The sequence below is a fragment of the Serratia sp. EC4 genome (assembly GCF_059652115.1).
In genome coordinates, this window is sequence record NZ_JBNIDE010000005.1 from 67251 (window position 1) to 92667 (window position 25417).

Annotated in this window: 23 protein-coding genes; 19 read left to right on the forward strand and 4 right to left on the reverse strand. The window is 59.5% G+C overall.

The genetic code is table 11. The annotated features are described in order from the left end of the window. The first annotated feature begins 44 nt into the window (after nucleotides 1–44). The 7 genes from ACP39K_RS16360 to rbsK are packed head-to-tail and all read left to right on the forward strand — an operon-like array spanning nucleotide 45 to nucleotide 7117. On the forward strand, nucleotides 45–1028 hold the full coding sequence (locus ACP39K_RS16360; protein WP_025304134.1) for a substrate-binding domain-containing protein: 984 nt from the start codon (nucleotides 45–47) through the stop codon (nucleotides 1026–1028). Nucleotides 1029–1030: 2 nt separating this feature from the next. Then, nucleotides 1031–2548: a sugar ABC transporter ATP-binding protein gene (locus ACP39K_RS16365; RefSeq protein ID WP_028127692.1), complete on the forward strand. Its 1518-nt coding sequence runs from the start codon at nucleotides 1031–1033 to the stop codon at nucleotides 2546–2548. Further along, nucleotides 2541–3527, forward strand: a complete 987-nt coding sequence (locus ACP39K_RS16370) for an ABC transporter permease (protein ID WP_089184997.1) — start codon at nucleotides 2541–2543, stop codon at nucleotides 3525–3527. Before ACP39K_RS16365 ends, ACP39K_RS16370 begins: the two co-directional genes overlap by 8 nt. A gap of 10 nt (nucleotides 3528–3537) precedes the next feature. After that, entirely contained in the window at nucleotides 3538–4572 is a 1035-nt protein-coding gene (locus ACP39K_RS16375) for an ABC transporter permease (RefSeq protein WP_497008688.1), read from the forward strand. A gap of 31 nt (nucleotides 4573–4603) precedes the next feature. Beyond that, nucleotides 4604–5275: a D-allulose 6-phosphate 3-epimerase gene (gene alsE / locus ACP39K_RS16380; RefSeq protein ID WP_033639463.1), complete on the forward strand. Its 672-nt coding sequence runs from the start codon at nucleotides 4604–4606 to the stop codon at nucleotides 5273–5275. 10 nt (nucleotides 5276–5285) lie between these two features. Continuing rightward, a complete protein-coding gene (gene alsK, locus ACP39K_RS16385) occupies nucleotides 5286–6194 on the forward strand; it encodes an allose kinase (RefSeq protein ID WP_497008689.1) in 909 nt (302 codons plus the stop codon). Next, nucleotides 6191–7117, forward strand: coding sequence for a ribokinase (gene rbsK / locus ACP39K_RS16390; RefSeq protein ID WP_261280701.1), 927 nt, complete (start codon nucleotides 6191–6193; stop codon nucleotides 7115–7117). The genes alsK and rbsK overlap by 4 nt, the downstream gene beginning before the upstream one ends. Before the next feature lie 351 nt (nucleotides 7118–7468). On the opposite strand, the gene ACP39K_RS16395 is transcribed toward rbsK, so the two are convergent. Both ACP39K_RS16395 and ACP39K_RS16400 read right to left on the reverse strand, forming a co-directional pair. Continuing rightward, entirely contained in the window at nucleotides 7469–10621 is a 3153-nt protein-coding gene (locus ACP39K_RS16395) for a DUF4214 domain-containing protein (RefSeq protein ID WP_212562630.1), read from the reverse strand. A 216-nt stretch (nucleotides 10622–10837) separates the two neighbouring features. Next, entirely contained in the window at nucleotides 10838–11446 is a 609-nt protein-coding gene (locus tag ACP39K_RS16400; protein WP_028127691.1) for an HD domain-containing protein, read from the reverse strand. A 183-nt stretch (nucleotides 11447–11629) separates the two neighbouring features. Here ACP39K_RS16400 and trhA point away from each other — a divergent pair, with 183 nt between their 5' ends. Next, entirely contained in the window at nucleotides 11630–12304 is a 675-nt protein-coding gene (gene trhA / locus ACP39K_RS16405; RefSeq protein WP_033639467.1) for a PAQR family membrane homeostasis protein TrhA, read from the forward strand. Nucleotides 12305–12454: 150 nt separating this feature from the next. Continuing rightward, nucleotides 12455–12952 carry a DUF2165 family protein gene (locus ACP39K_RS16410; protein WP_033639468.1) on the forward strand — a complete coding sequence of 166 codons (498 nt, stop codon included), beginning with the start codon at nucleotides 12455–12457 and terminating at the stop codon, nucleotides 12950–12952. Nucleotides 12953–12990: 38 nt separating this feature from the next. Here ACP39K_RS16410 and ygfZ read toward each other — a convergent pair whose 3' ends face one another. Then, nucleotides 12991–13983 (reverse strand): tRNA-modifying protein YgfZ, encoded by a 993-nt coding sequence (ygfZ, locus tag ACP39K_RS16415; protein WP_346418150.1) that lies wholly within the window; start codon nucleotides 13981–13983, stop codon nucleotides 12991–12993. Nucleotides 13984–14303: 320 nt separating this feature from the next. Between ygfZ and sdhE the strand changes: the two genes are divergently transcribed. The 5 genes from sdhE to creD all read left to right on the forward strand — a co-directional run bounded on the left by sdhE (nucleotide 14304) and on the right by creD (nucleotide 18531). Continuing rightward, nucleotides 14304–14570, forward strand: a complete 267-nt coding sequence (sdhE, locus tag ACP39K_RS16420) for an FAD assembly factor SdhE (protein WP_004931679.1) — start codon at nucleotides 14304–14306, stop codon at nucleotides 14568–14570. Continuing rightward, nucleotides 14551–14973 carry a protein YgfX gene (locus ACP39K_RS16425; protein WP_016929976.1) on the forward strand — a complete coding sequence of 141 codons (423 nt, stop codon included), beginning with the start codon at nucleotides 14551–14553 and terminating at the stop codon, nucleotides 14971–14973. The genes sdhE and ACP39K_RS16425 overlap by 20 nt, the downstream gene beginning before the upstream one ends. Next, a complete protein-coding gene (gene creB, locus ACP39K_RS16430) occupies nucleotides 14973–15671 on the forward strand; it encodes a two-component system response regulator CreB (protein WP_048795299.1) in 699 nt (232 codons plus the stop codon). Before ACP39K_RS16425 ends, creB begins: the two co-directional genes overlap by 1 nt. Next, nucleotides 15668–17086 (forward strand): two-component system sensor histidine kinase CreC, encoded by a 1419-nt coding sequence (creC, locus tag ACP39K_RS16435; protein ID WP_497008690.1) that lies wholly within the window; start codon nucleotides 15668–15670, stop codon nucleotides 17084–17086. The genes creB and creC overlap by 4 nt, the downstream gene beginning before the upstream one ends. An 80-nt stretch (nucleotides 17087–17166) precedes the next feature. Next, on the forward strand, nucleotides 17167–18531 hold the full coding sequence (gene creD, locus ACP39K_RS16440) for a cell envelope integrity protein CreD (protein ID WP_033639476.1): 1365 nt from the start codon (nucleotides 17167–17169) through the stop codon (nucleotides 18529–18531). A gap of 37 nt (nucleotides 18532–18568) precedes the next feature. Here the strand turns inward: creD and fldB are convergent, their stop codons facing one another. Next, nucleotides 18569–19087 (reverse strand): flavodoxin FldB, encoded by a 519-nt coding sequence (gene fldB / locus ACP39K_RS16445; RefSeq protein ID WP_033639477.1) that lies wholly within the window; start codon nucleotides 19085–19087, stop codon nucleotides 18569–18571. A 106-nt stretch (nucleotides 19088–19193) separates the two neighbouring features. Between fldB and xerD the strand changes: the two genes are divergently transcribed. The 5 genes from xerD to lysS all read left to right on the forward strand — a co-directional run bounded on the left by xerD (nucleotide 19194) and on the right by lysS (nucleotide 25368). Continuing rightward, the gene (gene xerD / locus ACP39K_RS16450; RefSeq protein ID WP_497008713.1) at nucleotides 19194–20093 is read left to right on the forward strand and encodes a site-specific tyrosine recombinase XerD; all 900 of its coding nucleotides are present in this window, start codon (nucleotides 19194–19196) and stop codon (nucleotides 20091–20093) included. A gap of 26 nt (nucleotides 20094–20119) precedes the next feature. Continuing rightward, nucleotides 20120–20836 carry a bifunctional protein-disulfide isomerase/oxidoreductase DsbC gene (dsbC, locus tag ACP39K_RS16455; RefSeq protein WP_004931688.1) on the forward strand — a complete coding sequence of 239 codons (717 nt, stop codon included), beginning with the start codon at nucleotides 20120–20122 and terminating at the stop codon, nucleotides 20834–20836. A 6-nt stretch (nucleotides 20837–20842) separates the two neighbouring features. Continuing rightward, nucleotides 20843–22576, forward strand: coding sequence for a single-stranded-DNA-specific exonuclease RecJ (recJ, locus tag ACP39K_RS16460; protein WP_033639478.1), 1734 nt, complete (start codon nucleotides 20843–20845; stop codon nucleotides 22574–22576). A 166-nt stretch (nucleotides 22577–22742) separates the two neighbouring features. Then, a protein-coding gene (gene prfB, locus ACP39K_RS16465; RefSeq protein WP_096242572.1) for a peptide chain release factor 2 occupies nucleotides 22743–23841 on the forward strand; the annotation gives its coding sequence in 2 pieces (ribosomal slippage) (nucleotides 22743–22817 and nucleotides 22819–23841; 1098 coding nt in all). A 9-nt stretch (nucleotides 23842–23850) separates the two neighbouring features. Beyond that, the gene (lysS, locus tag ACP39K_RS16470) at nucleotides 23851–25368 is read left to right on the forward strand and encodes a lysine--tRNA ligase (RefSeq protein ID WP_004931697.1); all 1518 of its coding nucleotides are present in this window, start codon (nucleotides 23851–23853) and stop codon (nucleotides 25366–25368) included. Nucleotides 25369–25417 lie beyond the last annotated feature (49 nt).

Below are 25417 nucleotides of genomic sequence, written 5' to 3' on the forward strand. Positions count from 1 at the left end.
AACGAAAACCCTTTATTACAGCCAACACTTGTGGAGAGAGAACAATGAAAAAATCCGTACTGGTCGGTCTGTTTGCCTCGCTGCTGCTGTCGGTCTCCGCGCAGGCGGCGGACAAGCTGAAAATGGGCGTGGTGGTGAAGATCGGCGGCATTCCCTGGTTCAACGCCATGGAGGCCGGCATCAAAAGCGAGAGCGCCAAACGCGGCATCGATGCCTGGATGGTCGGGCCGACGGCGGCGGATCCGGCGCTGCAGGTGCGCGCCATCGAGGATCTGATCGCGCAGAAGGTGGACATCATCGGCGTGGTGCCGAACGACGCCCGGGTGCTGGAGCCGGTGCTCAAGCGCGCGCAGGAAGCTGGCATCAAGGTGATCGTGCACGAATCCCCCGGCCAGAAGTACGCCGACTGGGATTTTGAGCTGGTGGACGCCTCGCAGCACGGGGTCAACCACATGAAAGCGCTGGCCGCCTGCATGAAAGAGCAGGGCAAGTACGCGGTATACGTCGGCAGCCTGACGGTGCCGCTGCACATCACCTGGTCGGACTCGGCCATCAACTACCAGAAGCAGCACTACCCGAACATGCAGCTGGTGGGCGACAAGTTCGGCGTGGGGGAATCGCTGGATGACAGCGTGCGCACCACCAACGATCTGATGGCCAAGTATCCCGATCTGAAAGGCGTGCTGGCGTTCGGTTCGCAGGGGCCGATCGGCGCCGGGCGTGCGGTGCTCAACCGCGGCAAAAGCAACGATATCTGCGTCATCGGGCCGTTCAGCCCGGGGCAGGGCGCTTCGCTGGTCAATCGCGGCGCCATCAAGGGCGGTTATATCTGGAATCCGATGGTGGCGGGCGAAGTGTTCGTGCGCATCGCCGACATGATGCACAAGGGCGAAAAAATCACCGATGGCATGACCATCGAAGGCATGGGCAAGGTGCAGGTGGATGCGCAGCAGCACACCATTCTCGGCAACGCCACCGAAAGCCTGGATAAGCAAAACTTGCCGAAGCTGGTGAAGATGGGGCTGTAATCATGGCGATTTCCGGCAATACGGCAATGCAGGGCGCGCCGCTTATCGAACTGCAACAGCTGTCGATGACCTTTGGCGGGCAGCGCGCGCTGAACGATATTTCATTGGCGCTGATGCCGGGGGAGGTGCACTGCCTGGCCGGCACCAATGGCTGCGGCAAGAGCACGCTGATCAAGGCGATCGCCGGCGTGTATCAACCGGATGATGGCAGCCGCATTACCCTTGATGGGCAAACCTTCGGCCGGCTGTCGCCGGATCAGGCGCGCGCCTTCGGCATTCAGGTGATCTATCAGGATCTGTCGCTGTTTCCCAACCTGACGGTGGCGGAAAACATCGCCTTTGAGCACAACCTGCGCGGGCTGTTGGGGTGGCACCGCCCGGCCAGGCTGCGGCGCGCCGCCGAGCGCCTGCTGCAGGCGCTGAGTTTTAATCTGGATCTCGACAAACGGGTGGCGGAGCTGCCGATCGCCCAGCGCCAGCAGGTGGCGATCTGCCGCGCGCTGGTGGCGGAAGCGCGGCTGGTGATCATGGATGAACCGACCGCCTCGCTGACCCGCACCGAAGTCAACCAGCTGCTGCGTACGGTGGACTATCTGAAAGCGCAGGGCATCTGCGTGGTGTTCGTCAGCCACCGGCTGGACGAAGTGCTGGAGATCTCGGATCGCGTCACGGTGATCCGCGACGGTAACAAAGTCGGCACCTGGCCGGCGGCGGAGATCACCGGCGATCGTCTGACCGAGCTGATGACCGGCTTGAAGCTGGATTATCGCCTGAAGTCACCGAGCATGAATAAGGATCGGGTGATGCTGGAGGCGGATCGCCTAAGCCGCGCCGGGCAGTATCAGGATGTGAGCTTCCGGCTGCATCAGGGGGAGGTGCTCGGGCTGTGCGGGTTGCTCGGCTCCGGGCGCACCGAGCTGGCGCTGAGCCTGTTCGGCATGACCCGGCCGGACAGCGGCAAGCTTTATCTCGACAGCAAACCGGTGCGCTTTCGCGGCCATGAGGACGCGATCAAGGCCGGCATCGGCTACGTCTCGGAGGATCGCCTGACGCTGGGGCTGGTGCAGCAACAGTCGGTGGCGGATAACGCGGTGCTGACCATTCTCGATAAGCTGCGCGGGCGCTTTCGCCTGATCGACGACTACCGCAAGAATCGCATCGTCGCGGAGTGGATCGCCAAACTCGGCGTGCGGGTGGCGGATCCGGATCAGGCGGTTTCGACGCTGTCCGGCGGCAATCAGCAAAAGATCGTGCTGGCCAAGTGGGTGCTGACCCAGCCGCGGATCCTGATCCTCGATTCGCCGACCGTCGGCGTCGACGTCGGCGCCAAGGCCAGCATCTACCAACTGATCCATCTGCTGGCGCAGGAGGGGATCGCCATTTTGCTGATCTCCGACGAGGTGCCGGAGGTGTATTACAACTGCGATCGGGTGCTGCACTTCAGCGGCGGCAGCGTGATCGGCGAATACCTGCCGGGGCAGGTGAGCCAGCAACAGCTGGCGGAGGCGGTCAATGCGTAGATTCAGTTTGAAACCGCGCGGCAACGAAGGCTATCTGGCCTGGGTACTGCTGCTGACGGTCATCGTCTTTTCACTGCTTAGCGATCGGTTTTTGACGGTGCAAAACCTGCTCGATCTCAGCGAAAGCTACGCGGTGAGCGGCATATTCGCCCTCGGCCTGTTTGTGGTGCTGGTGACCGGCGGCATCGATATCTCCTTCGCCGCGGTCGCTTCGGTGGTGCAGTACCTGATCGCCACGCTGGCGACTCACTATGGCCTGGCCAGCCCGGCGGGCAGCATTTTGCTGGCGTTGGCGTTCGGCGCCGCGCTCGGCATGGTCAACGCGCTGCTGATCTACTGCCTGCGTATCGTCTCGATCATTGTCACCATCAGCATGCAGGCGTTGTTGTTCGGCATGCTGATGTGGTTGACCAACGGCCGCAGCCTGTACGCATTGCCGGACTGGTGGACGTTGCCACGCAGCGTGCTGCCGTTCCAACTGGGTGAACAGAGCTATCAGCTCGGTTTGCCGACGCTGGTGATGCTGGCGGTGGCGCTGTTGACCTGGCTGCTGCTGAACAAAACGCACCTCGGGCGCCAGCTGTTTGCCGTGGGCGGTGATGCGGAGTCGGCGCGGCGCATCGGCATCCGCGTCGGCCTGCTGCATCTGTTCGCCTATGGCTATCTGGGCGCGATGGCGGCGATCGGCGGCCTGGTGCAGGTGTATCGCATGGGGGAAGTGGTGCCCAACGCGCTGGTGGGCGGGGAGCTCGACGTGCTGGCGGCGGCGGTACTGGGCGGCGCCAGCCTGAACGGCGGCAAGGGCAGCGTGGTCGGCACGCTGATGGGCGTCTTCCTGATCGGCGTGCTGAAAAACGGCCTCAACCTGATCGGCGTGTCCAGCTACTTCATGAACGTGGTGATCGGTCTGGTGATCGTCGCGGCGATCACCGTCACTCACTACAAGAAACGCAAAGAAACCGACGTCGGTTTCGCCTGAGGAGCGCCTGATGGGCAACAACCTGAAATTTCGTCCGGATGGGGTCGCCGTCGGTCTGCTGGCATTGCTGCTGGCGGTGGTGCTGGCCTTTAGCCTGCTGATGCCGGGGCGCTTCTTAAGCGGCACCACCTTCACCAGCGTGGCCTTCCAGCTGCCGGAGCTGGGCCTGCTGACGTTGGCGATGTTCATTCCGATCCTCAGCGGCGGCCTGAACCTGTGCATTATCGCCAGCGCCAACCTGACCAGCCTGCTGATGGCCTGGCTGTTCATCAGCTACCTGCCGGCGGATGCCGGGCTGGGTTTGCAGGCGCTGTGGCTGGCGTTGGCGCTGGCGGCGGCGATGCTGTTGGCCGGGCTTATCGGCGCGGCGACCGGCGCATTGGTTGCCTACGTCGGCGCGCATCCGATTCTGGTGACGCTGGCCACCATGACCACGGTCAACGGCATCGGCATCTACCTGACGCGCGGCGCGGCCCTGAGCGGCATGCCGGAGATCGTGCGGTTTATCGGCGCAGAGCGCGTGCTGGGCGTGCCGGTACCGCTGTGGATCTTCCTGGCGGTCGCCGCCTTGCTGGCGCTGTTCTTGCAGAAAACCCGGCTCGGCAAATGCATCTACATGAGCGGCAGCAACATCAACGCCACCCACTTCAGCGGCGTGAATACCCATCGGGTGCTGATCGCCATTTACACCCTCTCCAGCCTGCTGTGCGTCATTGCCGGGTTGGTGATGATGGCACGCTTCAACTCGGCGCGCATGGGCTACGGCGACTCCTACCTGCTGCTCACGGTGCTGGCGATCATTCTGGGCGGCACCGATCCGTTCGGCGGTTTTGGCCGGGTCAGCGGCGTGGTGTTGGCGCTGATCGTGCTGCAGGTGATCGCGACCGGTTTGAACCTGATGAACGTCAGCCCGCATTTCAGTCTGGCGATGTGGGGCGCGGTGCTGATCGCGGTGCTGGCGATGAAGTTTTTCCGGCATCGCTATCGGCAGCGGCGGGCGATGCGCCGCAGCGCGGCCCAGGCCAGAACCGCGGCGGGCCACTGATCCCTTTTCCCTTTTGCGCAGGATAACGCTAATGAAATACCAGATTTCACCTTCACTGATGTGCATGAACCTGATGGATATCCGCCAGCAATTGGCGGTGCTGAATCGCCGCGCCGATATGCTGCATATCGACATCATGGACGGGCACTACGTTAAAAACATCACGCTGTCGCCGTTCTTTATCGAACAGATCCGCCCGCACACCTCGTTGTTGCTGGATGTGCATTTGATGGTGGAGAACCCGACCGATTTCATCGACCCGATCGCCCGCGCCGGGGCGGATTTTATCTGCCCGCACGCCGAAACCATCAACCGCGACGCGTTTCGGGTGATCAATCAAATCCGCGCGCTGGGCAAAAAAGTGGGGGTGGTGCTGAACCCGGCCACGCCGGTGGAGTTTATCCGCCACTACCTTCACCTGTTGGACAAGGTCACGGTGATGACCGTCGATCCGGGCTATGCCGGGCAGCCGTTCATTCCCGAAATGCTGGAAAAGATCCGCCAGTTGCGCGATCTGAAACGCCAGCAAAATCTGCGTTATCTGATCGAGATCGACGGATCCTGCAATCAGCGGACCTACCGCGATCTGATGGGCGCCGGCGCGGAGGTGTTGATCGTCGGCAGCTCCGGGTTGTTCAACCTCGATCCGGATCTGGAGACGGCATGGGAAAAAATGCTGGATCAAATGCGGCAGGCGGCCTGAGGCGGGGGACATGATGCGGCATTTTCTTGGCGTTGACGTCGGCGGCACCAATACCCGCCTGTTGTTGATGAATGATGACGGCGAGTTCAGCGGGTACCGCAAGATAGCGACCGCCGACTGGGCGCAGCAGGCCGATCCGCTGGCGGCGCTGGGCCGCCTGATCGCCGGGCATAGCCAGGATCGTCAGGTGGCGCAGGTGATGCTGGGGTTGCCGGGGATCCTCAGCCGCGATCGCTCGCGGGTGCTGTCGCTGCCGTTCATTCCGGCGCTGGACGCCCAGCCGGTGGCGGCGCTGTTGGCCGATTTGCTGGCGCTGCCGGTGCGAATGGACAAGGACGTCAACCATCTGCTGTGGTGGGATTTGCAGCAGTTGCCGGCGTTGCCGCAGGTGGCGGTGGGGCTGTATCTGGGCACCGGCATGGGCAACAGCCTGTGGCTTAACGGCGACTTTTACCACGGGGCGCACGGCGCCGCCGGCGAGTTGGGGCACATTCCCTGGCCGGGCCATCTGGGCGAGTGCCCGTGCGGCAAACGGGGCTGCGTCGAGAGTTTGACCTCCGGCCATTGGCTGACCGGCTGGGCGCGCGCCAACGCGGCGCAAACGCCGTTCGACCGGCTGTTCGAGCGCCATAGCGATCATCCGGATTTGCAGCGTTTCGTCGAACGATTGGCGCAGACCATCGCCATCGAAATGAATGTGATCGACCCCCAACGGCTGATCCTGGGCGGCGGTGTGATCGCCATGCGCGGTTTTCCGTTGGCGCGGCTGGAGCAAGAGATCCGCCGTCATCTGCGCGGGCCGCAGCCGGCACAGGGGCTGGCGATCTCCATCAGCCGCCTGACCGATGAAACCGGCAGCAAAGGCGCCTGTCTGGCCGCACGGCGCCCCTTCCAATTAAGCAGGGAGTACCAGCAATGAAAGGCAAAGTTTGCGTGTTCGGTTCGTTTAACCTGGATATCGTCGCCGGCATGGCGCGGTTTCCGCAGCCCGGCGAATCGCTGATCGCCCGTAACAGCATGATGGGCGCGGGCGGCAAGGGCGCCAACCAGGCCACCGCCGCCCTGCGCGCCGGGGCGCGGGTACATTATATCGGCAAGGTGGGGCGCGACGACTTCGGCACCTTCGCCCGGCGCCATCTCGCCGCGGCCGGTTTCGATGCGGTGACGCTGTTCTCGACCGGCGATTGCCCCACCGGCAATGCGCTTATCTACGTTGCCGGCGAGGATGCGGAGAACATGATCGCCGTCGATCCCGGCGCCAACCTGACGGTCAGCGAAGACGAGGTGCGCCAGTGCCGCCCGGCGATCGCCGCGGCGGATATTCTGCTGACTCAATTGGAGAACAACCTGCCGGCGATCGAGCAGGTGATCGCCATTGCCCGCGAAGCGCAAACGTTCATCATACTCAACCCGGCGCCGTTTCAACCGGTGCCGGACAGCCTGTTGGCGCAGGTCGATCTGCTGACGCCCAACGCCACCGAATGCACATTGCTGACCGGCGTGCCGGTGCGGGATGTGGCTTCGGCGCGCCAGGCGGCGCAGGTGCTGCACGCCAAGGGCATTCGTTTGCTGATCGTGACCTTGGGCACGCAGGGGGCGTTGTTCTCGGATGGGGAATACAGTGAGCTGATCCCGGCGTTTCCGGCGCAGCCGAAAGACACCACTGGCGCGGGGGATGCGTTTAACGGCGCCCTGGCGGCGCAGCTGGCGAATCAGGTGCCGTTAGCCGATGCGGTGCGCTTCGCCGCCGCCTACGCGGCGGTCTGCGTGGAACGCGCCGGGGCGGCGGGGTCGATGCCGAGCTATGAGGAAGCGTTGGAACGCCAGCAGGCGTTCGCGTGACGAAGACGGGCTGCGACCAAGAAGCGGCAGCCCGGTTCCCTTACTTCAACCAGCCTTTGCGCTGCGCGTCCCGCAGATGTTGCCCCGTGTTCCTGCCATAAAGCGGTGAAATACTCATACAGTGCGCCTGGCAGCATGCCCAATAGATGGCGCGCCACCGCTACTCATCACTGAACCCTTTCTGTCCCGGGTACGTTATGCCGGGCCGTCGCTGGCCTGCATTCGGGGGGCGGGGGGGATTGCCGAGCGCGCTGTGGGCGGTGATTGCCGCGAAGGAGAGGGCGCACAAACCGTAGTAACTTTCACGCCGGGTTAAAGCCCGGCGTGAAAGTTACGCATGATAAATAACAGCTATGCAGCGACGGCATCGTGAGTAAAACTGCCAATGCCATTAACTTCCAGAACAGGTGAATCGTAATGGGCCATTTTGAAGGCATTGTCGCTTGTGAGACCAAAAATAATGTCATCGTTGTCCAAACTGTGATTCAGGTTCTTATCCACCATCACAAAATAGGATCCATTCAACGATAAGGCGCTGACTTCGCTCAATGTATTCTGACTGTGGCCTTGAGTGACTTTAGAGACCAGTTCAATGAACAATTGTTGCGGAGTCGTATTCGTCTGAACATTCATTCCGGAGAGTAGCACTGTCAGGTCATTCAGGGATAAACTGCCGACGAGATCGATAGTCTTGCTGCCACCTGCGGAAAAGAGCCACTGCCGATCGACATCACCGACGACAATGTTGTCGCCTTCGACCCATGATGCATTTTGCGCGCTGCTGTTTTCGTAATCGTTAAAGGTGACCATGTTATCAATGGTACTGTGGCTGAATACCACCGTATCCGCGCCTTGGCCGGTTGCCAGATTTGTATTGCCCATTACGTTGTAGAGATGATTAGCCTGGATGCCGTTGGTCGTGGGGGCGTCGTTAGCGATCGACAGTTGGTAACCGGCCATTTGGGACATGATGGCAGCGTATCCCGTCAGTCCGTCTAATTGTTTTAGCACCTGATAGAACAACCCGCCGCCGGTTCCCCCTTGTTCCAGGGTCAAATTCAGTGGTGCGCTATTAGCCATGTGACTGGTGATAGATTTCAATTCTTCGCTGAAATTGTTTTTGATGGTGAGGTTAAGCGCCTTATCACCAGTAATGTTAATTTCACTGATATGGTTGTCATGGCCCTCAAGGCGTAGGGTATTTTCCGCATCCCCTTTAGATGATATTTCCAAAAACTCTCTGACCTCCGGAATGTCAGAGTCAATATAGACAGTATCGGTTTTGAACGATAAGGTACCGGCATCAGCGTGAGTGATATTCTTTGCATCAAAAGTGATGGTCATCACTGGCGAAAAGTTTTTATAGCGGTAATCGGGAGCGTACTCAAAGGTAATATGGCTGTTTTCACCGGCATTACCGGTGATTTCCAGGGCGCGTTGGCTAAAAGGGGCATCCATAAATGAATCTACCGGCACATTAATCACCGTAACGTTATCGGCAAAGCCAGACAGCGCAAAACCGTATGAACCCGTAAAGCCGTTTGGCATTCCCCACGCAGGATCCCAAAGTTCGGGGGCTTTCAGGTCGGTGACATGCGTATAATCCTTGTTGTGTATGTTAGCGATAGAGGGATCGGCCAAGAGGCCTATATCAAATACGTGCCTGCCCTCGTTGCCGACTAATTGTCCGTCAACGTAGATAGAACCCGTACCTCGATAGCCCGCCAAATCGAGCTGGGGAAAAAGCGTAAAGTTACCTACATTGGTGGCAATCGTGCCGGAAAGCGCACCATCGACACCCGTAGTGAGATAAACATTCTTGGTGATAAGGTTAGCCGCTAATACCGAGCCTTGGTCATACCCCTTAATTTTGAACGTATCGCTGACGCTATTGGCGCCGTCATTGATGCTATTGCCTTGCCATTGCACATTGATATTTTTTGCAAAATTGAATCGAAGCTCACCGGTGGCATGCGCCATATCTGCATCTGCTGTGATGATGATGTTTTGATTGTTTCCAGTAATAGGGTTTACCAAGGTGACATTCGGGTTTTTCAGGACTATATCAATATTATTGAGCGCTTGAGCGAACAACTTCAGCAAAACACTTTCAGTACCGTCGATGGTAAGAGTATGCCACCCATTCAATTGACTAATATCGATAGTGCCTGATGTTACGACGTTCAGCGTAATGTCATTCAGCATGGATAACTCAGCGTTGGAGATAATATGTTCGACGCCATGATTATTTATTATCCCCGTTAACTCTCCGTTTTCACCACTTTTTGTCAGTACGCCCTGTTTGACATAGTTTAAGTTGGCCCCGATCTTTTGTTCGAATTGTTGGACTGCATAACTGCCTGGTGCTCCGCCATTGCCTGCAATAATACTCTCATTAGCACGGAAGTGCGCCAATACAGCCAGTGTCGCCTTCAGTGCATCGTTGCCACTTTCGTTCATAATTGCGACAGACTCGGCTGTCGTCATGGGTCTTCCCCATAGGTTATTGAATATTATCTGGTACGAGGCGGCTTTGGCGAAAGCAGGTTGCTTAGAGAACATGGCGAGGATGTCACTCTCGGATCGCCCAGCGGCTAATTGCTTACTGTAGGTATCCAATGCATTGGCATCAATATAATAACCGGCAATGCTCAAGTATATTGCAGTGATGGCTTCCTGATACTCCGGTGCGGGTAACTCTCCAGCAGCATAAACATGCGTGTTAGCCAAAAAAATTGCTTTGGCATCAGCATGAACGCTGGTTTCATCATTGCGGATATCATTAATCATGCGTACTATGACATCACCACGGCTTTCCGTATTGGTATTTAACCCGGTAATATATTTTTGTAGTTGGTCGTTATCGGGGGCTGATCCAAAAATATTTTCATAGATTTTGATGACGAAATCATTGTCGCTAAGGTTCGACAACGTTTTTTTACCTTCGACAAACTTTTGTGCAATCAAATTTAACTTTTCAGGGTGACTATTTATCACATTACCCCAATAGTTTATCCCATCGGACGTCATCGTGGATTTCACTGCATAATAAAAACCTTGCACCCATTCAGCCCCGTCTGATACTGAGCTGTTAAAAGAGGGAAATAGCGTTTGATTAACGGTTTCAATCAACGCAGCTTGTTGTTCTTGCAAGAGGGCATCTTGCCCGGAGTAGTGCAGAAGATCGTTGCTCATGTAAGCGGCAAGGCTACCGAGATCACCGCTCTTCTCCAATCGACTGAGAAGATAAGTGAGAGTTTCCTCCGATGCTTCGGCACCATGAATATTGTGGTAAATAAACTGTATTTTCTCACGTTCATTTAACTCTGACAGGCGTGATTGACCTAATTCAGAATTAATTAATTTATTTGCTAATGTAGAAAAGGAGAAGTTTTCTTGCGTTGATTTTTTTGAAAAATAATCAATTTCCTTGATGTCGGCTTTTTTCCCTATGATGGCATAAAATAATGCGGCGACATCGCGTTGAACGAAGATTGAGCTCATGACTTTTCCCAGAGAAATAGATTCGCAAAAGGTAAGTAAAGAAGAGAATTTGGGCTTAAGCAAGTATGAGACAGGCTACGTGTCTGGCTAGGGAGCAGTGGCTTTGCCTTGAACTGACCGCTACGATGGCGGCTAAAAGCAAGCTATGGCGCCTCTGGGGATGAGGCGGCACTGTGAAATCAATAGGCTGCAGTGTACTCACTGCAGCAGATACAATTACTTCAACCAGCCTTTGCGCTGCGCGTCCCGCAGATGTTGCTCCATATGGTGCCACAGCTCGGGGTGTACGTCGGCGATCGACGCATTGCGCGCCAGCACCTGCTCCAGGCTGATGCCGTTTTCCACCCAGCTCTGGCCTTCGTTGTGAAGATTCATCAGCATCGGCATGGTGCGATCCAGCAGCAAGGCGAAGCGCGCATCGGCGCTTTCGCCGTCTTCATATTCCTGCCATAAAGCGGTGAAATACTCGCGCTGAGCCTCCGGCAACATGCCGAACAGACGGCGCGCCGCCGCCACTTCCTGATCGTGGATCGCCGCGCGGGCCGCCAGATCGTAGACCAGCACGTCGCCGGCGTCGATTTCCACGATGTCATGCAGCAGCGCCATCTGGATCACGCGCTGAATGTCTACGTCATCACCGGCGTACGGGGCCAGGCTCATGGCGGCGATGGCGAAGTGCCAGCTGTGTTCGGCGGAGTTTTCCTGGCGCTGGGTGCCCAGCACCTTGGTGCGGCGTTGTACGCCTTTCAACTTATCGATTTCCATCAGGAACTGGATGGTCTGGGTCATTGAACCGAAATCTAACGCGGGTACAGCGGATGACATGGTGTAAACCTCAAGGTGGGTGGGTTGAAGCCTGACGATTGTAGACCACCGGGCGGGGGATTTCGATGGTTACACGCGTTCACATTTTTATTTTAGCGTACACGTGTACACTGGAATTATTCTCAGTTAAGCTGCTTTGCGTTAATTTCGCACAAAGCAGGGCATTTTGAGGGGTTGCGCGTTATGGGGAAAACGGACGTAGTGAAAGCCGGGAGCAATAAGATTGTCGCCGCGGCTTATCCGTGGGCGGAAGAGATCGCCAACAGCATCAGCCACGGCATCGGGCTGGTGTTCGGCATCGTCGGCCTGGTATTGCTGTTGGTGCAGGCGGTGAATACCGGCGCCGATGCGACGGCCATCACCAGTTACAGCCTGTACGGCGGCAGCATGATTCTGCTGTTTCTCGCTTCCACGCTGTACCATGCGATCCCGCATCAGAAGGCCAAGCATTGGCTGAAAAAATTTGACCACTGCGCCATTTATCTCCTGATTGCCGGCACTTATACCCCGTTTTTACTCGTGGGGCTGGATTCGCCGCTGGCGAAGGGCCTGATGGCGGTAATCTGGGGATTGGCGCTGCTCGGCGTGCTGTTCAAACTGGCCTTCGCCCACCGTTTTGAAGCCCTGTCGCTGGTGACCTACCTGACGATGGGCTGGCTGTCGCTGATCGTGATTTATCAGCTGGTTACGCGGCTGGAGGCCGGCGGCGTCACGCTGCTGGCGATCGGCGGGGTGGTCTATACCCTGGGCGTGATTTTCTACGCCTCCAAGCGCATTCGCTTTGGCCACGCCATCTGGCACGCCTTCGTGCTCGGCGGCAGCGCCTGCCACTTCATGGCGATCTACCTGTACGTCTAAGCGCTGCCGCTACATCTGAATGCGTATTGAACAGGCGCCTCTTTTGTTTTAAAAAATAGGCGCTTGCTTCTTTCGGGTATCCAGCAAGCCCGTTCCTTCATTTCTGAGCCCGCATACCGTTTCTTTAACCTCTGTTCAGGACTCACCAAGATGATCGTTCGCTTATCCAAAGCGCTGCTGGTCTGCGCTATCGCCTTGTTCGCTTCGCTGGTGGCCTTCGGTAATCTCACCGACTACGGCTCCAACTTCGCCTTCGTGCGCCACGTCTTTATGATGGACACGATTTTCCCCGACGCCACCATCGGCTACCGCTCGATACAGACGCCGTGGCTGCATCACGCCGGTTATATTTTCATCATTGCGCTGGAGAGCCTGACCGCGCTGCTGTGCTGGATTGGCGGCCTGCGCCTGCTGGGCGGCCTGAAACTGCCCGCCAAAGCTTTCAACGGCCGAAAAAAATGGGCGGTAGCGGGGCTGACGCTGGGCTTTCTTACCTGGCAAGTCGGTTTTATGTCGATTGGGGGCGAGTGGTTCGGCATGTGGATGTCGCCGCAATGGAACGGCGTGCCGAGCGCGTTTCGCTTCTTCGTCACCATCATTCTGGTGCTGATTTATCTGGTGCAGCGCGACGGGGAATTGGACGAGTAACGAAGATGGCCGCAGGCAGGGGGCCTGCGGCCGACGGATTATTTCTCTTCGGCCAGCGAGTAGGGCAACGGTTTGATCGCCAGCTGGCTGGCGGCATCATCGCGCACCCGCAGCTTGCTGTCGGCATCCAGATCGTTGTTCATCACCACCTGTACCCACAGCGTGCCGTCGGCCAACTGACTCGACGCCAGTACGGTGCCGGTGCGGCGCCAGTTTTCCCCCAGCTGCAGCTCCAGATCCTCCGCCGCCTGCGGGGCGCGGGCCGCTTTACCTTCCAGCCAGTAGAGCGCCCGCTTGTTGGCGCCGCGGAATTTGGCGCGCGCCACCATCTCCTGACCGGTATAGCAACCCTTGCTGAAGCTGATGCCTTCCAGCGCCTGCAGGTTGGTGGCCTGCGGGATCAGCTGCGCGCTGTTGGCGGCGTCGATAACCGGATAACCGGCTTCGATCTCCAGCGCCAGCCATTGGCTGCTGTCATTCAGTTCCGCCTGGTCATGCAATTTGCCGATCAGCTGTTCGGCTACGGCGGGGCGGGTCACCAGCAGAAAACGTTCCGCCGGCGCAGCGAAGTGCAGAATCGTGGTCTCGCCGTCCTGCACCACCGGGTGCCCGGCGTCCGGCAATGTGGCGAACAGGCCCGTCAGCGCGGCGCGCGCCTGGAAACCGGCGACGCCCAGCAATACCGCGTCATTATCGGCGGCGATAGTGACTTTGGAGAACACCGCGTATTTTTTGATTTCCGCCAGTTGGCTGTCCAGCACGCTGCGGCGTTCCAGATAGGCGAAGCCTTCGCCTCGGTGGAACAGACGCAGGTTGCTCCACATTTTGCCCTTGGCGTCGCAGTGGGCGCACAGCACGTGTTGATCGGCCGCCAGCGCGTCGATGTCCGCCGTCACCTGGCCCTGGAGATATTTCACCGTGTCCGGCCCGTTCAGCGTCACCAGCGCCCAATCTTCCAGCGAGATCAGCGTCAGGGGAAGATGGGTGGAAGCGGAGGGCTGACGGGGTGGGAATGGAATGTTATGCGCCATAGTAAGTTCCTGCTCAACGTTTAGCTTACCTGAAGGGTATTGAGCCCATGGTAAAAGAGGCGGCGGGCTTTGCAAACTGTTATTCGCGCCGTGGCGCCGGGGTGCGCTTTTTTTGGCATTTTGCGCTTTATTGCGTTTTCCGCAGCAAAGCGCCTTCCCGGCGTGTATGTCAAATTGTTACTCTATAGGCTTGCGGCCAGGGCACCCTTGCAGACAGATCCCCGGCTGATGGAATTATATTGCGACGGCGTTGCCATACAGTGTGTCATTTGAACCCTGCGCTGGCGCTGCCGCGCTGAAAAGAGGTGAGTCATAACAACATGGATATTAACAACAAAGCACGTATTCACTGGGCTTGCCGTCGTGGCATGCGCGAGCTGGACATCTCCATCATGCCGTTCTTCGAATACGAATACGACAGCCTGAATGACGCGGACAAGGCGCTGTTTATCCGCCTGCTGGAGTGTGACGATCCCGATTTGTTCAACTGGCTGATGAATCATGGCGCGCCGCAGGACGGCGAGCTGCAGAGAATGGTGACCCTGATCCAAACGCGAAATAAAGACCGTGGCCCAGTGGCGATGTGATATCCGCATTTCCTGGCGCACCCAGCTGTTTTCACTGTTGACCCACGGCGTTCTGATCCTGCTGATCCTGATTTCGCCCTGGCCGGAGGGCTTTGGCCCGCTCTGGCTGGTGCTGCTGACGCTGGTGGTGTTTCAGTGCATTCGCAGCCAGAAGCGCATCGCCGCGGTGCAGGGTGAGCTGCGGCTGCTGGCGGACAGGCGTTTCAGCTGGCACGGCCGCGAGTGGCGGCTGGCGAAAAAACCGTGGATGCCGGGTTACGGCATGCTGTTGACACTGCAGCCGATGGAGGGCAAAAAGCGCCGCCGGCTGTGGCTGGCTTCCGACTGCATGAGCAAAGAGGAGTGGCGCCACCTGCGGCAGCTGTTGCTGCATCCGCCGGCGGGTAACGGCGAGGAACCCTGATGAAACCCGTACTCTGGTTGGTGGAGGATGAACCCAGCATTGCCGATACGCTGGTTTACACGCTGGAGAGCGAAGGCTTCGAAGTCCGCTGGTTCGAACGCGCGGAGCCGGCGTTGCAGGCGCTGGCGCAAGAAGGCGCGCCAGCGCTCGCTATCCTCGATGTCGGTTTGCCGGATATCAACGGCTTTGAATTGTGTCGCCGCCTGCTGGCTCAGGCGGCCGACCTGCCGATTCTGTTTCTTACCGCCCGCAGTGATGAAGTGGATCGCCTGATCGGGCTGGAGATCGGCGCCGACGACTATGTCGCCAAGCCGTTCTCCCCTCGCGAGGTCAGCGCCCGGGTGCGCACCATTTTGCGCCGCCTGCATAAGCAGCAGCGCCTGCAACAGAACGCGCGCTACCATTTCGGCGCTTTCGCCCTCGACGAAGACGCGGCCACCATCTCCTACCATCAGCGGCCGCTGCCGCTGACCCGTTACGAATACCTGCTGCTGAAGACGCTGTTGTTGGCACCTGGACGGGTGTTCTCGCGGCAGCAACTGATGGAAAGCGTTTGGGCGCAGGCGGAAGAAAGCCTGGATCGCACCGTCGATACCCACATCAAAACCCTGCGCGCCAAGCTGCGTGCGGTGGATCCCGCTGAGCCGCCGATCCACACCCACCGCGGATTGGGCTACAGCGTGAGCCGCCAGCCATGAAAATTGGCCTGCGCCTGCTGCTGGGATATTTTCTGATCGTGGCGGTGGCCGGGTACTTCGTGCTGAGCATTTTCGTCCAGGAAGTGAAGCCCGGCGTGCGGCGCGCTACCGAAGGCACGCTGGTGGACACCGCCAACCTGCTGGCGCAGATCGCCCGTCAGGACATGCAGCGCGGCGATGCGGCGCATGGCCAACTGGCGCAGGCGTTTACGCAGCTGAACCAGCGGCCGATTGGCGCCAATATCTCCGGCATCCGCAAGGATCGCAGTGAATACCACGTCTATCTTACCGATGCGCGAGGCAAGGTCATCTTCGATTCCGCCGGCCGCGCGCAGGGGCAGGATTATTCGCGCTGGAATGACGTTTATCGGACGCTGCGCGGCCAGTACGGCGCCCGCAGCACCCGTAGCGATCCAGAAGATGAAAACAGTTCGGTGATGTATGTGGCCGCGCCGGTGATAGAACAAGGGCGCATTATCGGCGTGCTTACCGTGGGCAAACCCAACAGCACCATGGCGCCGGTGATCAAACGCAGCGAACGGCGCATTTTGTGGGCCGGCGCATTGCTGCTGGGAATTGCGCTGCTGATCGGGGCGGTATTCGTCTGGTGGATCAACCGTTCCATAGGCCGTCTGGTGCGTTATGCCGACGGGGTGGCGCAGGGAGAAAACGCGCCGTTGCCCGAAGTGGGCGGCCGGGAATTGACGCAGCTGGCGCAGGCGTTGGAGAGCATGCGTCTGAAGCTGGAAGGCAAAGCTTATATCGAACAGTATGCACATACCCTGACGCATGAGCTGAAAAGCCCGCTGGCGGCGATCCGGGGGGCGGCGGAACTGTTGCAGGAGCTGCCACCGCCGGAGACCGCCCGGCGTTTTCTCACCAATATCGAGCAGCAAAGCGCACGCATCCAGCAACTGGTGGATAAACTGCTGGTGCAGGCGCGGCTGGAGAGCCGGCCAGAAATGGAGACCGCGCCCATCGCGATTGCGGCGCTGATCGGCCAGACGATGGCGGGCAAAGAGGCGCAGGCGACGCAGCGCGGCGTCAGATTGCAACTGGAGGCGTTGGCGGAGGTGACGCTGAATGGCGATGCATTGCTGATCAGCCAGGCGCTGACCAACCTGCTGGACAACGCGATCGACTTTACCCCGCCGGGCGGTTGCGTCAGCGTGCGAGGCGAACGGCGAGAACAGCATTACTGCATCAGCGTCTGTGACGACGGCAGCGGCATTCCGGACTATGCGCTCGATAAAGTGTTCGAGCGTTTTTATTCGCTGCCGCGCGCCGAACGGCCTAAAAGCAGCGGGCTGGGCCTGAACTTCGTGCAGGAGGTCACCCGTCTGCATCATGGCGGCATTCGCCTGCGCAACCGCCGGCCGCACGGGGTGGAAGCGACTTTCATGTTATCGCTGTGACTTCACCTTCCCTTCACATAACCACATTCTGATTTCACCTGCGGGTTTTATCGTGGCCTCATTACCTATGAGGAGCGAGCATGATGAAATCGGTACTTTTCTGGAAAATAACCACGTTGCTGGGATTGATGGTGGTGATGTTGATCCCCATCGCCCAACTGATGAGCGTGATCGACGAACGCAGCGGCTATCGGCAAAGCGTGGTCGGGCAGGTGAGCGAAAGCACCAGCGGGGCGCAGCGCGTGCTCGGCCCGTTGATTGTCATTCCCTATGTCGAACGCGAAGAGAAGAAAGACGAGAAAGGGCAAACGGTGGTGCAGCGGGTGCAGCATTACCGCTATTTGCTGCCGGAGTCGCTTCAGGTGCAGGGCGCGCCGAATGTGGAAGTGCGCAAGCTGGGCATCTATCAGACGCAGGTTTACCAGGGGCCGCTGAACTTCAAGGTGCGTTTCGGCCAGCCGGAGCTGACGGATTTGCAGCGCGCCAACGTGACCGTCGGCCAGCCGTTCCTGCTGGTGGCGCTGAGCGACTCGCGCGGCATCAAGCGCATTTCCCCGCTGGCAACACCGCAGCCGGTGGCGTTTGAGCCGGGCACCGGCGTGGGTTCGTTGCGCCAGGGGATCCACGCACCGCTGACGCTGGCGGCGCTGCAACAAAAAGAGGGGCTGAACGCCGACTTCACCCTGACGCTGGCGGGCACCAGCAGCCTGTCGCTGGTGCCGCTGGGGCGCAGCAGCGAGCTGCAACTGCAAAGCAACTGGCCACACCCGAATTTTCTCGGCAACTTCCTGCCGGACGAACGCAAGGTGACGGATCAAGGGTTTAGCGCTCGCTGGCGCAGCACCTGGTTCGCCAACAACATCAACAGTGCGTTCCATTACGACGATGGCATTATCGACGAGGATAAACTGCCGGCCTTCAGCGCCAGCCTGGTCGAACCGGTCGATCACTATCAGCTGACCGAGCGCGCGGTCAAATATGCGCTGCTGTTTATCGGGCTGACGTTTATGGCGTTTTTCCTGTTCGAAACCCTGACCGGGCTGCGGGTGCACCCGATTCAGTACCTGCTGGTCGGCGCGGCGCTGGTGCTGTTCTACCTGATTCTGCTGGCCTTCTCCGAACACCTGGGATTCGCTCTCGCTTACCTGGCGGCCGGCATCGCCTGCAGCGGACTGATCGGCTTCTATCTGAGCGCCGTGCTGCGCGGCAAGCTGCGCGGTGCGCTGTTCGCCGCGAGCCTATTGCTGTTGTACGGCGTGCTCTATTTGCTGTTGCAGTCGGAGGACAATGCGTTGGTGCTGGGGGCGGGGCTGCTGTTCGCCATTCTGGCGGGCATTATGCTGTTGACGCGCAAGCTGGACTGGTATCAGGTGGCCGATCCGGCGCGTTTGACCAAGGAAACGCCGGCCGGGGAAGACGAGCCACGCTTCCGGCTGTGGAAATAAGTGAGGAAAATCGGGCGCGTTACGCGCCCGATAGCGGCTACAGCAGCGGCTCCATCTCCAACAGGATCTGTTCGCACCATTGCTGCAGGCGCTCTTCGCTCAGATCGTATTGGTTGACCTCATCGAGCGCCAGGCCGACGAAGTGTTTGCCGTCGGCGCTCAGCGGTTTGGGGCTGGTGAACTCGAAGCCCTCCGTTGGCCAGAAGCCGATGAACTGTACGCCCAGCGGCGCGATGTGATCGTACAGCATGCCCAGCGCGTCGAGGAACCACTCACCGTAGCCGAGCTGATCGCCCATGCCGTACATGGCGACGATCTTGCCTTTCAGATCCAGCGCCGCCAGCTGCGGCCAGATCGCTTCCCAGTCTTCCTGCAGTTCGCCGAAATCCCAGGTCGGGATGCCGAGGATCAGAATGGAATAGTCCTCCATCAGCTTGGGCGAGACGTCTTTCAGGTTGTGCAGGTCGACCAGGTCTTCACCCAGAATCTCACGGATTTTTTCTGCCGCCATTTCGGTGTAGCAGGTGCTGGAGCCGTAAAACAGACCAATCTTCATGTGTAAACCGTTACGTTGCTGTTTAGAGAATTGCAGCGAGTATACCTGATTTGCTCCGGCTTAAGGCATAATGGCGCGGGTGGAAATGCAACAAAGAGAGGACCGCGTGCAACAGCAAGACAATGCGCTGATTGAACAATTCCTGGATGCGCTGTGGCTTGAGCGCAATCTGGCGGAAAATACGCTGGCCTCCTATCGGCTGGATTTGCAGGCCCTGGGCGCCTGGCTTGGCCAGCAGAAGACCGATTTGCTGCAGGCGCAGGCGTTGGATCTGCAGGCGTTTCTCGCCGAGCGGGTGGATGGCGGTTACAAGGCCACCAGCTCCGCGCGTTTGTTGAGCGCCATGAGGCGCCTGTTTCAATATCTGTACCGCGAAAAGCTGCGCGCCGACGATCCCACCGTGCAGCTGGCGTCTCCCAAGTTGCCGCAGCGTTTGCCGAAGGATCTGAGCGAGGCGCAGGTCGATGCGCTGTTGCAGGCGCCCTGCGTCGATCAACCGCTGGAGCTGCGCGACAAGGCGATGCTCGAAGTGTTGTACGCCACCGGGCTGCGGGTTTCCGAGCTGGTGGGGTTGAGCATCAGCGACGTCAGCCTGCGCCAGGGCGTGGTGCGGGTGATCGGCAAGGGCAACAAGGAGCGGCTGGTGCCGCTGGGCGAAGAGGCGGTCTACTGGATCGAAAATTACCTAGAGCACGGCCGCCCATGGCTGGTCAACGGCCAGACGCTGGATGTGCTGTTCCCCAGCACCCGCTGCCAGCAAATGACCCGACAGACGTTCTGGCATCGCATCAAACACTATGCCATCCTTGCGGGCATCGACAGCGAGCGTCTGTCGCCGCACGTGTTGCGGCACGCGTTCGCTACCCATTTGCTGAACCATGGGGCCGATCTCCGTGTCGTACAGATGTTGTTAGGGCACAGCGATCTCTCGACCACGCAAATTTATACACATGTAGCGACCGAACGACTGAAACAGCTACATCAACAGCATCACCCGCGCGCCTGAGCGGCGGGTTCGAAAGGATTGGAACAATGAAAAAAGGTTTAATGCTGCTCTCTCTGCTGGTGGCTTCGGTGGCCGGCGCCGCCCATGCCGATGACGCGGCGATCAAAAAAGCGCTCGCCAGCCTGGGCATCCAGCAGGCGGACGTGCAGCCTTCGCCGGTCAACGGCCTGAAAACCGTGCTGACCGACAGCGGCGTGCTGTACGCCTCCGAAGACGGCAAGCATATCCTGCAGGGCCCACTGTTCGACGTCAGCGGCAAAGAGCCGGTCAACGTGACCAACCAACTGCTGAGCAGCAAAATGGACGCGCTGAAAGATCAGATGATCGTTTACAAAGCGCCGAAAGAGAAACACGTGATCACCGTGTTCACCGATATCACCTGCGGTTACTGCCACAAACTGCATCAGCAGATGAAAGAGTACAATGATCTGGGCATTACCGTGCGTTATCTGGCATTCCCGCGCCAGGGGCTGGCTTCCCAGGCTGAAAAAGACATGCAGTCGATCTGGTGCACCGCCGACAAGGCCAAGGCGTTTGACGCCGCCATGAAAGGCGACGCCGTTTCTCCGGCGACCTGCAAAACCGACATCAGCAAGCATTACGAGCTGGGTGTGCAGTTCGGCATTCAGGGCACGCCGGCCATCATCCTGGAGAACGGCATGATGATCCCGGGCTATCAGGGGCCGAAAGAGATGGCCGCCATGCTGGATGCGCACCAGGCCGCCACCAAAGCCGGTGGTTAATCGCCGGTGAGTATCAAAACGCAACTACGCCGCCGCCCGGCGGCGGACGACACGCATCTGCCCGCCAGTTTGCCGCCGCTGCTGCGTCGGCTTTACGCCCTGCGCGGCGTGCAGGCTGAGCAAGAGCTGGAACGCGGCGTCAAAGGCATGCTGCCCTGGCAACAGCTGGACGGCATCGACGACGCCGTCAGCCTGCTGCAACAGGCGCTGGCCGACGGCCGCCGCATCATGGTGGTGGGCGATTTCGACGCCGACGGTGCCACCAGCACCGCACTGACGGTGTTGGCGCTGCGCAGCATGGGCGGCGCAGCCGTCGATTATCTGGTGCCTAACCGTTTCGAAGACGGTTATGGCCTGAGCCCCGAAGTGGTGGAGCAGGCGGCGGCGCGCGGCGCAGAACTCATTGTCACCGTCGATAACGGCATCTCCTCCCACGCCGGCGTCGACGTGGCGCATGCCAAGGGCATGCAGGTGCTGGTGACCGATCACCACCTGCCGGGCGAGACCCTGCCGGCGGCCGAAGCGATCGTTAACCCCAACCTGCGCGGCTGCGCCTTCCCGTCCAAATCGCTGGCGGGGGTAGGCGTCGCGTTCTACCTGATGCTGGCGCTGCGCGCCCGCCTGCGGGACAGCGGCTGGTTCGAGCAGCGCGCGCTGGCGATGCCCAATCTGGCGGAGCTGCTGGACCTGGTGGCGCTCGGCACCGTGGCCGACGTGGTGCCGCTGGACGCCAACAACCGCATTCTGGTGTATCAGGGATTAAACCGCATCCGCGCCGGCAAATGCCGACCGGGCATCCGCGCGCTGCTTGAGGTGGCCAACCGCGACGCCCGTCAACTGGCGGCCAACGATCTCGGTTTTGCGCTCGGGCCGCGGCTCAACGCCGCCGGCCGGCTGGACGACATGTCGATCGGCGTGGCGCTGCTGCTGAGCGACGACATCGCGCAGGCGCGCATGCTGGCCAACGATCTCGATGCGCTGAACCAGACGCGACGCGAGATAGAGCAGGGCATGCAGGTGGAAGCCCTGCAGCTGTGCGATCAGCTGGAGCGCACCAGCACCGAGCTGCCTTACGGATTGGCGATGTATCACCCGGAATGGCACCAGGGCGTGGTGGGCATCCTCGCTTCGCGCATCAAAGAGCGTTTCCACCGCCCGGTGATCGCGTTCGCGCCGGCGGGTGACGGCATCCTGAAAGGCTCCGGCCGTTCGGTGCCCGGCCTGCACATGCGCGACGCGCTGGAGCGGCTGGATATGCTGAACCCCGGGCTGATGATGAAGTTCGGCGGCCACGCGATGGCGGCCGGGCTGTCGCTGGAAGAAGCCAAATTCGACGAGTTCCGCCAGCGTTTCGGCGAGCTGGTGGGCGAATGGCTCGATCCGGCGATGCTGGAAGGGGTGATCTGGTCCGACGGCGAACTGGCGATGCAGGAGCTGTCGCTGACCACGGCGGAGTTGCTGCGCGAGGGCGGCCCGTGGGGCCAGGCGTTCCCGGAACCGACCTTCGACGGCAAGTTCCGCATCCTGCAGCAGCGGCTGGTGGGCGAGAAACACCTGAAGCTGATGGTGGAGCCGCTCGGCGGCGGCCCGTTGCTCGACGGTATCGCGTTCAACGTGGATACCACGCTGTGGCCGGACAGCAGCGTGCGCGAAGTGGAACTGGCCTACAAGCTCGACGTCAACGAGTTTCGCGGCAACCGCAACGTGCAGCTGCTGATCCAGCATCTTTGGCCGCGCTGAGGCGAAATTGAACACAATTCGGGGATTGGGCTCTCCAATCCCCGGCATCCTTCCCGATCGCCACAAAAACTGACCAACTCGCTATAAACTGCCGCCCGGATCCGTTAGAATTAGCGGTTCCAATGGCATTCCGCCATCGACGACATCAACGTAAAAGAACGAAACCATGTTTGAAATTAACCCGGTAAAAAACCGAATTCAGGACCTGTCCGAGCGGACTGCGGTTCTTAGGGGGTATCTTTGACTATGATGCCAAGAAGGAACGCCTAGAAGAAGTCAACGCCGAGCTGGAGCAGCCGGACGTTTGGAACGAGCCGGAGCGCGCGCAGGCGCTCGGCAAAGAGCGCGCGGCGCTGGAAGCCATCGTTGAAACCATCGATCAGCTGGAGCAGGGCGGCGAAGACGTCGGCGGGCTGCTGGAACTGGCGGTGGAAGCCGACGACGAAGAGACCTTCAACGAAGCGGTTGCCGAGCTGGATCAACTGATGAGCAAGCTGGATCAGTTGGAATTCCGCCGCATGTTCTCCGGCGAATACGACAGCGCCGACTGCTACCTGGATATCCAGGCCGGTTCCGGCGGCACTGAAGCGCAGGACTGGGCCAGCATGCTGCTGCGCATGTACCTGCGCTGGGCCGAAGCCAAGGGCTTCAAGACCGAAGTGATCGAAGAGTCCGACGGCGACGTCGCGGGCCTGAAATCGGCCACCATCAAGATCATCGGCGACTACGCGTTCGGCTGGTTGCGCACTGAAACCGGCGTGCATCGCCTGGTGCGCAAGAGCCCGTTCGACTCCGGCGGCCGTCGCCACACCTCGTTCAGCTCGGTGTTCATCTACCCGGAAGTGGACGACGATATCGATATCGAAATCAACCCGGCGGATCTGCGTATCGACGTGTACCGCGCCTCCGGTGCGGGCGGTCAGCACGTCAACAAAACCGAATCCGCCGTACGTATTACTCACCTGCCAACCAACATCGTGGTGCAGTGCCAGAACGATCGTTCTCAGCATAAGAACAAGGATCAAGCGTTTAAACAGCTGCGAGCCAAGCTGTACGAGTTTGAGATGCAAAAGAAAAATGCTGATAAGCAGACGATGGAAGACAACAAGTCCGACATCGGCTGGGGCAGCCAAATCCGTTCTTACGTGCTGGATGACTCCCGCATCAAGGATTTGCGCACCAACGTCGAAACGCGTAACACGCAGGCCGTACTGGATGGCGACCTGGATAAATTCATTGAGGCAAGTTTGAAAGCCGGGTTATGAGGAATAGAAATGTCTGAACAACAAGTACAGGGCGCCGATCAGGCGCTGGATCTCAATAACGAACTGCAGTCCCGCCGCGAGAAACTGGCCGGCCTGCGTGAGAACGGCATTGCGTTCCCGAACGACTTCCGTCGCGATTCCACCTCCGACAAACTGCACGCTGCGTACGGCGATAAAGACAACGAAGAGCTGGAAGCGCTGGGCGTAGAAGTGACCGTCGCCGGCCGCATGATGACCCGCCGCATTATGGGCAAGGCATCCTTCGTCACGCTGCAGGACGTGGGCGGCCGCATTCAGCTGTACGTCGCGCGCGACGATCTGGCTGAAGGCGTGTACAACGAGCAGTTCAAGAAGTGGGACCTGGGCGATATCCTCGGCGCGCGCGGCAAGCTGTTCAAAACCAAGACCGGCGAACTGTCGATCCACTGCACCGAACTGCGTCTGCTGACCAAAGCGCTGCGTCCGCTGCCGGATAAATTCCACGGCCTGGCGGATCAGGAAACCCGTTACCGCCAGCGTTACCTGGATCTGATCGCCAACGAAGAATCGCGCAACACTTTCAAAGTGCGTTCGCAGGTGATGTCGGCTATCCGCAACTTCATGGTGGAACGCGGCTTCATGGAAGTCGAAACCCCGATGATGCAGGTGATCCCGGGTGGCGCGTCCGCGCGCCCATTCATCACTCACCACAATGCGCTGGATATCGACATGTACCTGCGCATCGCGCCGGAACTGTATCTGAAGCGTCTGGTGGTCGGCGGCTTCGAGCGCGTGTTCGAAATCAACCGCAACTTCCGCAACGAAGGCGTTTCTCCGCGTCATAACCCAGAGTTCACCATGATGGAACTCTACATGGCTTACGCGGATTACAAAGACCTGATCGAGCTGACCGAGACCCTGTTCCGCACCCTGACCGAGAAAGTGCTGGGCACCTCTCAGGTGCAGTACGGCGATGAAGTGTTCGACTTCGGCAAGCCGTTCGAGAAGCTGACCATGACCGAGGCGATCAAGAAATACCGTCCGGAAACCGATCTGGCTGACCTGGCCGACATGGGCAAAGCGGTGGCCATCGCCGAATCCATCGGCATCAAGGTTGAGAAGAGCTGGGGCCTGGGCCGCGTCGTGACCGAGATCTTCGAAGAAGTGGCGGAAAGCCATCTGATTCAGCCGACCTTCATCACCGAGTACCCGGCTGAAGTGTCGCCGCTGGCGCGCCGCAACGACGTGAACCCGGAAATCACCGACCGCTTCGAGTTCTTCATCGGCGGCCGTGAAATCGGCAACGGCTTCTCCGAGCTGAACGACGCCGAAGACCAGGCGCAGCGCTTCGCCGATCAGGTGAACGCCAAAGACGCCGGCGACGACGAAGCGATGTTCTACGACGAAGACTACGTCACCGCGCTGGAGCACGGCCTGCCGCCGACCGCCGGTCTGGGCATCGGCATCGACCGCATGGTGATGCTGTTCACCAACAGCCACACCATCCGCGACGTGATTCTGTTCCCGGCGATGCGCCCACAGAAATAATTCCGTTTAGCGTGAAACAACCGGTGCAGGCAACTGCGCCGGTTTTTTT

Excerpts from the sequence above, each read along its gene's own strand:
- ACP39K_RS16360 (WP_025304134.1), top strand. The coding sequence starts at position 45 with ATGAAAAAATCCGTACTGGTCGGTCTGTTTGCCTCGCTGCTGCTGTCG.
- ACP39K_RS16365 (WP_028127692.1), top strand. The coding sequence starts at position 1,031 with ATGGCGATTTCCGGCAATACGGCAATGCAGGGCGCGCCGCTTATCGAA.
- ACP39K_RS16370 (WP_089184997.1), top strand. The coding sequence starts at position 2,541 with ATGCGTAGATTCAGTTTGAAACCGCGCGGCAACGAAGGCTATCTGGCC.
- ACP39K_RS16375 (WP_497008688.1), top strand. The coding sequence starts at position 3,538 with ATGGGCAACAACCTGAAATTTCGTCCGGATGGGGTCGCCGTCGGTCTG.
- alsE (WP_033639463.1), top strand. The coding sequence starts at position 4,604 with ATGAAATACCAGATTTCACCTTCACTGATGTGCATGAACCTGATGGAT.
- alsK (WP_497008689.1), top strand. The coding sequence starts at position 5,286 with ATGATGCGGCATTTTCTTGGCGTTGACGTCGGCGGCACCAATACCCGC.
- rbsK (WP_261280701.1), top strand. The coding sequence starts at position 6,191 with ATGAAAGGCAAAGTTTGCGTGTTCGGTTCGTTTAACCTGGATATCGTC.
- ACP39K_RS16395 (WP_212562630.1), bottom strand. The coding sequence starts at position 10,621 with ATGAGCTCAATCTTCGTTCAACGCGATGTCGCCGCATTATTTTATGCC.
- ACP39K_RS16400 (WP_028127691.1), bottom strand. The coding sequence starts at position 11,446 with ATGTCATCCGCTGTACCCGCGTTAGATTTCGGTTCAATGACCCAGACC.
- trhA (WP_033639467.1), top strand. The coding sequence starts at position 11,630 with ATGGGGAAAACGGACGTAGTGAAAGCCGGGAGCAATAAGATTGTCGCC.
- ACP39K_RS16410 (WP_033639468.1), top strand. The coding sequence starts at position 12,455 with ATGATCGTTCGCTTATCCAAAGCGCTGCTGGTCTGCGCTATCGCCTTG.
- ygfZ (WP_346418150.1), bottom strand. The coding sequence starts at position 13,983 with ATGGCGCATAACATTCCATTCCCACCCCGTCAGCCCTCCGCTTCCACC.
- sdhE (WP_004931679.1), top strand. The coding sequence starts at position 14,304 with ATGGATATTAACAACAAAGCACGTATTCACTGGGCTTGCCGTCGTGGC.
- creB (WP_048795299.1), top strand. The coding sequence starts at position 14,973 with ATGAAACCCGTACTCTGGTTGGTGGAGGATGAACCCAGCATTGCCGAT.
- creC (WP_497008690.1), top strand. The coding sequence starts at position 15,668 with ATGAAAATTGGCCTGCGCCTGCTGCTGGGATATTTTCTGATCGTGGCG.
- creD (WP_033639476.1), top strand. The coding sequence starts at position 17,167 with ATGATGAAATCGGTACTTTTCTGGAAAATAACCACGTTGCTGGGATTG.
- fldB (WP_033639477.1), bottom strand. The coding sequence starts at position 19,087 with ATGAAGATTGGTCTGTTTTACGGCTCCAGCACCTGCTACACCGAAATG.
- dsbC (WP_004931688.1), top strand. The coding sequence starts at position 20,120 with ATGAAAAAAGGTTTAATGCTGCTCTCTCTGCTGGTGGCTTCGGTGGCC.
- lysS (WP_004931697.1), top strand. The coding sequence starts at position 23,851 with ATGTCTGAACAACAAGTACAGGGCGCCGATCAGGCGCTGGATCTCAAT.